This window comes from Pseudomonas amygdali (genome assembly GCF_002699855.1).
Taxonomy (GTDB): domain Bacteria; phylum Pseudomonadota; class Gammaproteobacteria; order Pseudomonadales; family Pseudomonadaceae; genus Aquipseudomonas; species Aquipseudomonas amygdali.
On record NZ_LKBW01000072.1, the window covers coordinates 1 to 10,520 of the forward strand.

The window sequence follows — 10,520 nt, forward strand, 5'->3', positions numbered from 1 at the left end:
CCGAGCTGGTAAAACAAGGGCCTGCCTGACGGCAGGCCCTAACCAGCCCGAACACAAAAAAACTGATACTCCCAGATTTCCAGAAAAACGACCTCATTCTGTGCTGCCAACGGTATCGGCGATGGCGGCGGTTCGATCGGCTTGTTGCTCGCGTCGAGTGGCCCAGGCGCGGGCAGATTAACCAGGTACATCAACGTATCAGGCTCAGCCTTTTTGACCTTGTCAGCCAGACTGTCCAGTTCGCGTTTCAATTCTGTCGGGCAGCCATCCAGCAGTTGCCAACGGGATATCAGAGTAATCATGGTTTTATCCTTTTCAGTCATACAGCAGGTTCGACCCACTCGAAGGAAGGAGCGCCGTTGCGCCCTTGCGGGTCATTGGCGATAGGCTTTGTCACCATTTCCCTGGCAGTCGCAGTCATGTCGTGCATGCTGTTCAGGATGGCGGTATACATCGCGTCGGATGCACCGTTCAGCGCCTCGGCAATCTGATACAGCATCAACGAATAGAGTCGATTGAACTCATCATTGAGTGTCGCCATGGCAGGGTCGGTGGCGTAATCAGCCGACGTAGGGTTGGCCTTGATCGGATAGACCTCGCCGTAGTCAACCTCAAACGCAGAGCCTGTAGGCGGCTTACGGGGGTTGTCTCCTGACTGATAGTGACGGCCGAACTGGATTTCTCGAAAACGAAAGAAGTGGGCCACTTGTTCCGGCTGGTCGAAATAATCGTGGTCGTCGTCATAGACTTCATGGCGAATGCCTTCACCCTGAGTGACGATGACCTGGATCGCCTTTAGTGCCGACTCCAGATCTTTGACGATTATCGGGCTACCGCCGCCGCCCCAGTAGTAGTTCAAACCCAATTGGTGTTCAGGGTCGCCACTGAAAACGGCCGGCTCACCGTACGTCGCACAGAGGTGCGACAGCTTCCTGGCGATCTCGTCGTAAAACCCACCGATGGTATAGCCCGGCACTTCGATCTCCTGGCCGGCCTCAAGGATTGGCCGCTCTCGCCATCCTTCAGGCAATTCGATTTCGGTAAATACGTCGATGCTTTCCGGGCTGAACGGGGCAAGACTGGCCTCGAACTCCCGGTCCTTGAACCGTTTGCCTTCGAACTTGAGCGTGAGGGGAAAGGACGGAATGTTTTCTGCTGTGAAGCACGTTTTGCCACCGATGGCGGAGAGTAGATTTCCTGCCAAAGACAAGTGCAGCATCTCTTCCATCATTACACCCCGGAGGATGTTGGCAGCCTCGCGGTTCTTGCCAGGCTTGATACTGATCAGCGCCGTCATGTAGAGAGGGATGGTGGACAGCTCTATCGTCATGGCGGTATGCAACCACTGACTCAGCGTGTCTTTTTCCTGTTCCAGCATATTCATATGGGATGGGCCTCGCGTTGTCATGATTGCACCGACGTTGCCAAGTGTTCACCCAGCCGTAACGCCAACGCAGTGAGCGTCAACGTGGGGTTGATCGCTCCGGTGTTTGGAAATGAAGCGTTCGAGCAGACATAAAGGTTATCAACGCCGAAAACCTTGAGGTCTTTGTCGATGACGCCCTCTTGCTCGCTGTCTGACATGCGGCAGGTACAGGCTGAGTGATCGGCACGCCATGAAATCGAGGGCGGCGCGGAGACGGTGGCATCCATCCCCTCGAATATCCTGCCCACGTGGACCCCGATTTCCTGCATGCGCGCGTTGAAATCCTGCGATTGGGAGTAGTCCACGAGAGTTTCCGGCAGGCCGATTCGGTTACGGGTATCCAGGTTCTTCACCCTGTTCGTGTAATCACTGGGTATTTCAAGCATGCCGTGGATCTGTACCTGAGCCGAGCCTTTCACAGCGCTTTCGATGTCCTCGCGCGACATGCCGTTTTGCATCATCTGGGCGACGCCCATCGTCTTGCCGTTAACCAGCGGCGTAAAAGACGTGGGTGGGTTGATCAGGATGAACTTGCCCTTGGCCTGTTCTTGCGGGCTGTCGAAGTAACGACTGCAAAGCGTCGGGAAGTCCATTTCAGTCAGCAACCGTTTCGGGTTGTTGTCGACAGTGGCACTGAAGACGAAATAAGGATGGGTGACGAAGTATCGGCCTACAAGGTCATGATCATTGCCAACGCCGTTGGGCCAATGCTCTGAGCGCGAGCGCAATAAAAGCTTCGGTGACTCGATGGCACCACCAGCCACAATCACTGTGCTGGCCTCGACAGTGCTGCGTTGGCCAGTCATCTTGTCAATGTACGTGACACCACTTGCACGGTTCCTGGACGACATGATGACGTCTTCGACCACGCAGTTGTCCATCACGCGGAAGTTGGGGAAATTGCCCCAGTTAGCCATATCGTCAAGGAAGTTCGGGGCCGCATAGCGTGCGCCAAATGGACAATATTTACAGGTGCCGGTGGTCTTGCAAGGCGCGTGGCGAGAAGTGGTATTGGTGCTGCCGTGGCGGGCGATTGGCACATTGGCAGTGCTCAGGCCAAGCGAGTTCATTGCCCTGTAGGCGGGCTGGTCCTCCAGCGTGTACGGGAAGGCAGGGAAAGGATAAGGTGCAGAACGCGGCGGATCCTGGTTTTCGGAATCACCAGAGACGCCTATGTAGCACTCGGCCTGGTTGTAGAAGGGCTCCAGCTCGGCGTAGTCGATCGGCCAATCGGCACCTTGGCCCGTATTGCTCTTGAGTTTGAAGTCTTCAGGCTTGAGTCGGAAGGACCAACCTCCCCAATGGATGGTGGAGCCGCCATAGGTCATGACTCTTGAGCCAGCCAGCGGGACTACGGTGGCACCCACGTTAAGGTTCTCACCGGGAGCATCGCGCTCCGGGTAGTCAAGGTCGTTGTACTTGAAATAGGGCAGCTTTGAGTATGAGCTACCGGAAACCATGAAGTCATCCCAGAGAACCTGGTCTTGCATCTTGACTCTGGTGCCTGCCTCGATAATCAAAATAGCGCGGTTTGGGTCACTTTGCAGCAGGCGGTTGGCCACAGCCGTGGCGGCAACGCCGGAACCTATAATCAGGACATCGGTATTCATTGTGCGGCCTCCCCTATATCTCGATAGGGAGCGGGCTCGCCGGGGATGAAGGCCCCGGCAATATAGCCGGGATAATTGATAGCGCCGGAGAACGCCTTGAAGCCGCCTTGTGAAACCTGGAACGAAATGAACTCGTTGGACACTTTCTGACGAACCAGAGCGAGCGGTGTTTGTGGCGGAGCTTGATTGGCTGCCGCATCGGTAAACAGCATCTTGTAAGCATCAGCCTTGCCCATAGAGCTGATCAATTCATCCATTGTCAGCCGGGCACTGCTGTAAATGCTTCTGTATTCAGGATGCAACCTGATGCGGTTGTCCATAAAAACGAATAGCCTGGACTTGAATTGCTGCGGGTTGTCCAGGTTGTTCCAGAAACTGCAGATATATTCGAACAGTTCGAACATTGCTTCATAAACCTCCGTCGCCAAGGGCTCGGCGCCCAGGTTGGCCGGATGATTGATCTTTTGCTGGTACATGCGTGACTTCCTCCATGACAGTGGTCCGAATAACCTGCCGGGAGCGCTATGCGCGTCACGACAGGATCAGACAAAAGTGACAAAGCATTAGCGTGACCGGCTTGTTCCAATGCACCTACAGAGCGTTGGAGCGAAGCTCAAATGCAACGGGCAGTACAAGAAGCAGAAAAGGAATCAAGAACGCCTTTGCCCATAGACGATGGTTCGCCTGTGGCCTGACAGACTGATCAGGATCGTGCCTTTGCAGGTCATGGACGCTCCCGCAGAGGGCTATCGACGATGTTCAGTTGATACAACTCTTCCGAATCGGGAGTGAGCGAAAAGATGTACGACTGGGTGGAGAAGTCTTCGTCATCGCTAACGTCGATGGGCCAGCCCGGGTATTGATTACCCTCGCCGTCAAACACCCACATGAACTTGATGTTGTAATCGGTTGGAGAATCCGATTTATATACGCCGCCCGCGACCACCGTTCCGTCACTGTAACGAGCAAAAGCCATTACGATCGGCGAGCCTGAATTGATTTCATCCGGGACGGGTGAACCGCCCTGCATGATCTGCGTCCATGCCTGCATTCCACCGACGGGTAGAAACAGAGTGGCCACGTATTTAGGTTTGGGGTCAGCGATGGACGCAGCGGTTGAGGCACTTGTCTGTGTAACAGTCAGCGTGTAGTTGTAAATGTTCTCGCCAGCAGGTTGCGGACTGCTGATTTCGCACGTCAGACCAGACTCCTGCCCTAAAGTGATGTATGGCACCCAGGAACCGGGCTCTGATCCAGAGTTGATCACGCAACTGATGTCTGGGTTATCCGTCAGGTAAAGCGTGAAAAACACGTTGCCATCGTTATCCCACAGGCCTGTCGTTACAGGCTGCACGGTGGCGGGAGTGAAGACCGTGATTTGCCCACCGTAACTGCCGCCACCATTGTCGCTTTCAAATGAAACGCCGACGTTGAGGCTGCTGGAAATGGTGAAATTGCACGTAAGATTTGCGTTGGAAGACATGATTCGCTCCTTGAAATCACAGCAGGACATGACCACACGACCTTCGTGGCCAATGGCAGTATAGTAGCAGTTTGACATCTGCGATATACCCCCGGCCCTGTTGAGTCTGACCAGATTCAGGCGCAGTTTTTTCTTCTGAATACGGCATGCCGGCCCGGCGTGATATCGGCGAGCGAAAATCAGGCCAGGGACGGCAGAGGTCGCGTCCGAGCCTGTTTTTAACGCAGCATCACCGAACGCAGCCACTTTTCGTACAGAGCCCGGGCAGACATGCCAGCCTCACACTCCGCGCTGCACCGCCAACACTTCCGGCCGATGAGAAAACAGTTGTAGAAACGCCCCGCCCAGCGCGCAGCCCGCCATCACGAAGAAGCACACTGTATAGCCACTAAGGCTGGTCCAGCCGCCGCCCATGGAAATCAGTGTGCCCATGAGTACCGGTGCAATACCGCCGCCGATGAACATCGCCGTGGTGATGATGCCGTTGGCGGTCGACGTTGCAGAGGGTTGTGCAGAATCGGACGCAACCGCGTAGTAGATGGGCCAGACGGCATTGGCGACCAGGCCGAAAAGCAGTTGCACGGCGATGACGATCAGGATGGTGTTGGCGAAGTAAAAGGCACCAACACTGACCGCCATCCATAGGCCGCAAATGATCAGAGTTATGCGCCGACCAATGATGTCCGACAACGAAGGCCAGATAAGTTGCCCGAGGATACCCGTCAGCCTGAATACGACGCTCATTCCTGCCGATTCGGCCAACGACAGGTTGAGGATGTTGTACAGATAGGCTGGCAGGACAATGTTTACCCCCATGTACACCACCTGCGTGAGCATGGTGTTGCCGGCTGTCAGGGCGATGTTGCGGTTACTCAGCGTGGCCTTCACTGACTTCCAGACCTGGCCTTTGACGTTGGTAGACGGCGTGCTGTCCGGCGGGGTCATGCCTTTGGCGGCAATGTCCACATACAGTTGGGTGATGCCTCGGCCGTCGAGTAACGTGCCCAGAAGATCATCAGCGGCAGAGCCACCACGAAGGCGAAGAAGAACACATAACGCCAGTTTTCCTCGCCGAAGGTGCTGATCACGAAGCTGGCGACAATGCCACTGAGCATCGCGCCGATTGGATAACCAGTGTGGTGTGCGCCCAGAGCAAAACCGCGACGCTCCACCGGCCACCATTCAGCCGTGTTACTGACCCCGACCGGTTCGCCCCAGCCAGCCCCTAGGTTCACCCCCACGCGCAAGGCGATGAAACTCGCAAGGCTGCCACTCAACGCCTTGAAGCCTGAGAGAAAGGACAATGCGGTGTAGCCCAGTACCAATGGCACCTGAAAACGCGCCCGCTTCCAGCCACCGCCGTAACGATCACTCCAGATGGAGCCTGGAATATCGAGAACGGCCAAAGCCAGCATGACGACGGTGGCCACCGTACCCCACTGGTCAGCAGACAAGTCGAAATGCTTGGAAATCGTCGGCCCCAGGCGCAATACAATCTCGCGGTCATAGGCATTCAGAATCCAGATCATCCAGCAGACCAACAACGACACCCACGAAAACCGGTGAATCTTGCCCAGCGATGCATTCTTGTTATTTGGCATGGGAACTCTCCAGGCGTGCCAGGCACGCCCAAGCGAGAAAGGGTCAGTCGTCCTTAACGTTCAGGTTCAGTCTGTTGACGGGTTAACTGGCAAAGCGCCGTTCAGCGATGCCTTGCACGCCCAGCCCGGTGATCGCAAACAAGGCACCGCGTTGCTGGCCATCTTCCGGAAAGCGTGGCAACGGCGGCCTGGCCATGGAGGTGACATACAGCGTATCCAGGTTCGGTCCGCCGAAGGTCAGGCTCGTCACTTTCTTCACGGGCATGTCGATGATGCGATCCACCTGCCCGTCCGGGGTGTAGCGCACCAGTTTTCCGGCGTAGACCAGCGCTTGCCACAGGCAACCTTCGGCATCGACGGTGCAGCCATCCGCCGCGCCTCCTGCTGAGGTGTCGACCTTGGCAAAGGTTCGTCTGTTGGCGACCGCGCCGCTGGTGTTGTCGTAGTCATAGGCCCAGATATCCCCGGACCAGGTATCGGCGAAATAAAAGTTTTCACCGCCCGGACTCCAGCAAGGGCCGTTGGACACGATAATGCCCTCATCCAGCGTGTGCAGGCTCAGGTCCGGGTCGAGGCGATACAGCTTCGCGCTGGCCTGATCCTCCCGAGTGTCCATCGAACCCACGATGAACCGGCCGTGCCGATCCACTTTGCCATCGTTGAGCCGATTGTCGGGCAGCCCCGGTTCGGGGTCGACTATCAGCTCGATATCACCGGTCGGCAAATCAAGGTTATAGATACCCGTCTGCAACGCAACGAGCGCCGCATCGCCACTCCTGCGCAAGGCCATGGAACCGATTTTCTGGCCGACATCCCAGGCTCGCAACTCGCGCCCGTCATCCGTACAGCGCAGAACACGACCGTCGAAACTGTCGATCCAGTACAGACGCTGTTGCTCGACATCCCAGACCGGGCCTTCGCCCAGCGTGGTCTTCACGTCGACAACGATTTCGATACGCATTTTTCACCTCTGTCTTGTTGTTATTGAGATGACACATTTTGCGGAGACTAGAAATTAACCTTGTCCTGCCCCCTTCAGGTCGAGCATTTCGCGGGCTTCATCAGGCGTCGCCACCTGCCCGCCCAGCGCTTCGATCACCGTGCGAATACGCTTGACCTGATCGGCATTGGACGCCGCCAGCTTGCCCGGTCCGTCCCACAGGGAATCTTCAAGACCGACCCGCACATGACTGCCCATCGACAGGCCCATGGTGCCCAGCGGAATCTGATTGCGACCGGCACCCAGAATCGACCATTGATAGGCGTCGCCAAACAGACGGTCGGCCGTACGACGCATGTGCGCCAGGTCTTCGGGATGCCCGCCTATACCTCCGCGCAAACCAAACACCGACTGAATGAAAATCGGCGCCTTGAGCAGCCCGCGCTGCAGAAAATGCGCGGCGGTATACAGGTGGCCGATGTCATAGCATTCGATTTCAAAGCGCGTGCGGTTCTCGGCACAGGTATCAAGGATGTGCGCGATGTCGCGGAAGGTGTTGCGGAAGATCCGGTCATCACTCTCGGCCAGGTACGGCCGTTCCCAGTCGTGCTTGAATTCGCTGTAGCGATCGAGCATTTCGTACAGCCCGAAGTTCATTGATCCCATGTTCAACGAGGCGAGTTCCGGCTTGAGTTGTGCCACAGGCTGCAAACGCTCTTCCACGCCCATGGTCGGCGCGCCGCCGGTGGTGATATTGATCACCACGTCGCTCCTGGCCTTGATGTGCGGCAGGAATTGCCGAAACAGATCGACATCCTGGCTGGGCCTTCCGTCATGCGGGTCGCGGGCATGCAAGTGGACAATAGAGGCCCCCGCCTCAGCAGCACCGACGGCTGCATCGGCGATTTCCTGCGGTGTGATCGGTAAATGAGGCGACATCGAGGGCGTATGAATGGCACCCGTGACGGCACAGGTAATAATGATCGGACGTTTCTTGGGCATGAGCATTCTCCGTTCTTGTTCTTAAAGAGAAAGTCTGGTGTGGAACACGACTCGGACGCTGTCCGGTCCTGTCGAGCCTGATACTCAGAGGTATTCGACGTTGCCATCCACACTGATGGCCTGGCCCGTGACATTGCGTGCGGCGGGCGAGCATAAGAAAAGCGCCATCGCGGCAACGTCCTCCGCGGTGACCATGCGCTTGAGCGAAATCTTTTTCAGGTACTCCTCGCGCATCTCCTCCTCAGGCACATTCATCTGTTGTGCACGGGCACGAATCACACCGTCCATGCGCGGGCCTTCGACAATGCCGGGCAGCAAGGCATTGACGCGGATATCACTTTCACCCAATTCGGACGCCAGCGACTTCATCAGCCCGACAATCGCCCACTTGGTCGCGGCATACGGGGTGCGCCAGGCATAGCCCAGGCGACCAGCGACCGAGGCGATATGGATCAGGTGAGCGTTGGGCGACGCCTTGAGCAGCGGCACCGCGTGATGAGCAAAACGGTATTGCCCAGTGAGATTGATGTCGATGGTGCGCTGCCACTCCTCTTCGGGAATGGCATCAATGCCTGCCGTAGGGCCGGCGATCCCGGCGTTGTTGATCAGCACATCAAGACCGCCGAACTGTTCGCGCTGCACCCTGAACACCGCTTCGATCTGCACCGGGTCAGCAACGTCTGCGCGGGTGGCAACGCAGCCTGGATGGCGATCAAGGAATGCCGCAATGGCCGCCTCGCTGACATCACACACATGCACCTTTGCCCCGGCTTCCATATAAGCCGCCGCCAACACTTCACCGATCCCGGCGGCACCACCGGAAATCAGCACGCGCAGCCCTGCGTAGGGAACCAGTCGATTGAGAACACTCATGCTTTTTTCACTCCCGAGACACGCGACCTGGAGCGGTCGCTCTTTGCGATCAGGCGCGTCAGAGAATCAGCCGCCTGCATGATGTCGTCGGTGACCGCTGCACGAGCGGCCGCCCCATCACGCGCCGCCAGTGCCTCGACGATACGGTTGTGTGCTTCCATCGAACGCTGAAGGTGCGCCCTGTCAGGCGCGACAAGTGCGAAACAGGGGCCTATGTGCAGCCAGAAGTTCTCTACTGCCGCAACGATCAACTCAGCCTTGGCGACCGCATAAATGCGTCGGTGAAAGGCAAAGTTGGTCCAAAGGTAAAGGGCCACATCAACGCTGTCTGCAGCCTTCTGCATCTGCTCGCAGAGCTGGCTGATGTCTGCAAGATCGGCGTCATTGATCAGAATGACCGTCTTCTCGGCCAACAGACCTTCCAGCGCAACTCTGGCATCACGAATTTCGCGCAGCCGCTCCGGGGTCATCATGGGTACGCGCAGACGAGCGGTTTCGGTGACTTCGAAGGCGTTCTCTGCACTGAGACGATTCAATGCCTCGCGCACAGGCATAGGGCTGGAGCCCAGCGCCTCGGCAAGACCGCGGATCGTCAGCTTCTGACCCGGCTGAAAGCGCCCGCTCATCAGCGCTTCACGGATCTGTCGGTAAACCTGATCCTGGAGGGTATCGCGGGAAACCTGGCGCATGGCGGGCAGGAGGATAGGGCGATCTGTCATGGGGAGTGACTCATATTGGCGTTCTTATGGGGCTAATATGTGATCACAAATAACATATGTCAAATTGTTTTCAGGGGTGCGATGAGACGACTCCACACTTGGGCCTCAGTCAACTCAGGATTATTTTTATTGAGCCATTGCGCTGCCGTTCAGTCATCGCACGGACATTGCCGGAACTTCGGCACTCAAAATTCCAGTCGTGTCTCTCGGGAAGGACCATGCCCAAAATAAGCGGTGTAACACTTGCTGAAATGGCTCGGAGAGACGAATCCACAGGCCACTGCGACCTCGACAACGGTCAGCCTGGAATGCTGCAGCAACCGACGAGCCTCAGTCACTCGAAGTTCGAGGTAGTAACGCAATGGTGTAGTGCCGAGCTGTGCTCTGAACAACCGTTCGATCTGGCGCCTCGACATCTTTACCCAGACTGCCATCTGCTCCAGGTCCAGGGGCTCTTCGAGGTTCGTCTCCATTAATTTGACGACCTCTCTCAAAGGCGCTGCCATCTTGATATGCTGCGCTGGATTCAGCCGCCGGTCCCGTGAGGCATCAAACTCCAATATGTTGGAAATACCATCAACAAGACCTGCTCCGTGGGACTGGCCAATCCACTCCAGGACCATATGGAGCGCGCCACGCGGGCTGGCAGCCGTATACCGGTCACGATCAACCATAAAGCTTTCACTCGTCACCTGGCTGTGTTGAGCGGTCTCAGCCAGCGCTGGTCGATGTTCCGGGTGAATAGCACAGCGGTAAGCCCGCAGTAGACCTGCCTGCCCTAGGTTTTGTACGAAAAGTATTGCCGCATACAACGTAGGCTACAAGCCAGCGTGACCATGGCTGCGTAGCTCTTGGCCAGCTTGTCG

9 protein-coding genes and 2 pseudogenes are annotated in these 10,520 nt (G+C 56.8%); all 11 read right to left on the bottom strand.

The features are described 5' to 3' along the window. Positions 1 to 38: 38 nt before the first annotated feature. Positions 39 to 302 carry a hypothetical protein gene (locus AO277_RS27975; protein WP_044319835.1) on the bottom strand — a complete coding sequence of 88 codons (264 nt, stop codon included), beginning with the start codon at positions 300 to 302 and terminating at the stop codon, positions 39 to 41. Between the two features lie 17 nt (positions 303 to 319). Continuing rightward, positions 320 to 1,384, bottom strand: coding sequence for a ferritin-like domain-containing protein (locus tag AO277_RS07470; protein ID WP_052834994.1), 1,065 nt, complete (start codon positions 1,382 to 1,384; stop codon positions 320 to 322). Between the two features lie 20 nt (positions 1,385 to 1,404). Next, positions 1,405 to 3,036 carry a GMC oxidoreductase gene (locus AO277_RS07475; protein ID WP_044319837.1) on the bottom strand — a complete coding sequence of 544 codons (1,632 nt, stop codon included), beginning with the start codon at positions 3,034 to 3,036 and terminating at the stop codon, positions 1,405 to 1,407. Then, on the bottom strand, positions 3,033 to 3,512 hold the full coding sequence (locus AO277_RS07480) for a hypothetical protein (RefSeq protein ID WP_044319838.1): 480 nt from the start codon (positions 3,510 to 3,512) through the stop codon (positions 3,033 to 3,035). Before AO277_RS07480 ends, AO277_RS07475 begins: the two co-directional genes overlap by 4 nt. 248 nt (positions 3,513 to 3,760) lie before the next feature. Beyond that, positions 3,761 to 4,519, bottom strand: a complete 759-nt coding sequence (locus tag AO277_RS07485) for a hypothetical protein (protein WP_044319841.1) — start codon at positions 4,517 to 4,519, stop codon at positions 3,761 to 3,763. Between the two features lie 279 nt (positions 4,520 to 4,798). After that, a pseudogene (locus AO277_RS07490) lies at positions 4,799 to 6,120 on the bottom strand (MFS transporter). A gap of 82 nt (positions 6,121 to 6,202) precedes the next feature. Beyond that, positions 6,203 to 7,081 carry an SMP-30/gluconolactonase/LRE family protein gene (locus AO277_RS07495; protein WP_044319839.1) on the bottom strand — a complete coding sequence of 293 codons (879 nt, stop codon included), beginning with the start codon at positions 7,079 to 7,081 and terminating at the stop codon, positions 6,203 to 6,205. Between the two features lie 54 nt (positions 7,082 to 7,135). Further along, positions 7,136 to 8,062, bottom strand: a complete 927-nt coding sequence (gene kce, locus AO277_RS07500; RefSeq protein WP_044319842.1) for a 3,5-dioxohexanoate:acetyl-CoA acetone transferase — start codon at positions 8,060 to 8,062, stop codon at positions 7,136 to 7,138. Positions 8,063 to 8,146: 84 nt separating this feature from the next. Further along, the gene (locus AO277_RS07505; protein ID WP_044319840.1) at positions 8,147 to 8,935 is read right to left on the bottom strand and encodes an SDR family oxidoreductase; all 789 of its coding nucleotides are present in this window, start codon (positions 8,933 to 8,935) and stop codon (positions 8,147 to 8,149) included. Beyond that, positions 8,932 to 9,654 carry a GntR family transcriptional regulator gene (locus AO277_RS07510; protein ID WP_005779781.1) on the bottom strand — a complete coding sequence of 241 codons (723 nt, stop codon included), beginning with the start codon at positions 9,652 to 9,654 and terminating at the stop codon, positions 8,932 to 8,934. The genes AO277_RS07505 and AO277_RS07510 overlap by 4 nt, the downstream gene beginning before the upstream one ends. 185 nt (positions 9,655 to 9,839) lie before the next feature. Further along, positions 9,840 to 10,436: pseudogene (locus AO277_RS07515) on the bottom strand (GlxA family transcriptional regulator); the annotation flags it as partial. Positions 10,437 to 10,520 lie beyond the last annotated feature (84 nt).

Bases quoted from the DNA above. Each gene is read 5' to 3' on its own strand.
- AO277_RS07475 (WP_044319837.1), bottom strand. From the start codon at position 3,036: ATGAATACCGATGTCCTGATTATAGGTTCCGGCGTTGCCGCCACGGCT.
- AO277_RS07485 (WP_044319841.1), bottom strand. From the start codon at position 4,519: ATGTCTTCCAACGCAAATCTTACGTGCAATTTCACCATTTCCAGCAGC.
- AO277_RS07510 (WP_005779781.1), bottom strand. From the start codon at position 9,654: ATGACAGATCGCCCTATCCTCCTGCCCGCCATGCGCCAGGTTTCCCGC.
- AO277_RS07480 (WP_044319838.1), bottom strand. From the start codon at position 3,512: ATGTACCAGCAAAAGATCAATCATCCGGCCAACCTGGGCGCCGAGCCC.
- AO277_RS07470 (WP_052834994.1), bottom strand. From the start codon at position 1,384: ATGAATATGCTGGAACAGGAAAAAGACACGCTGAGTCAGTGGTTGCAT.
- kce (WP_044319842.1), bottom strand. From the start codon at position 8,062: ATGCCCAAGAAACGTCCGATCATTATTACCTGTGCCGTCACGGGTGCC.
- AO277_RS07505 (WP_044319840.1), bottom strand. From the start codon at position 8,935: ATGAGTGTTCTCAATCGACTGGTTCCCTACGCAGGGCTGCGCGTGCTG.
- AO277_RS07495 (WP_044319839.1), bottom strand. From the start codon at position 7,081: ATGCGTATCGAAATCGTTGTCGACGTGAAGACCACGCTGGGCGAAGGC.
- AO277_RS27975 (WP_044319835.1), bottom strand. From the start codon at position 302: ATGATTACTCTGATATCCCGTTGGCAACTGCTGGATGGCTGCCCGACA.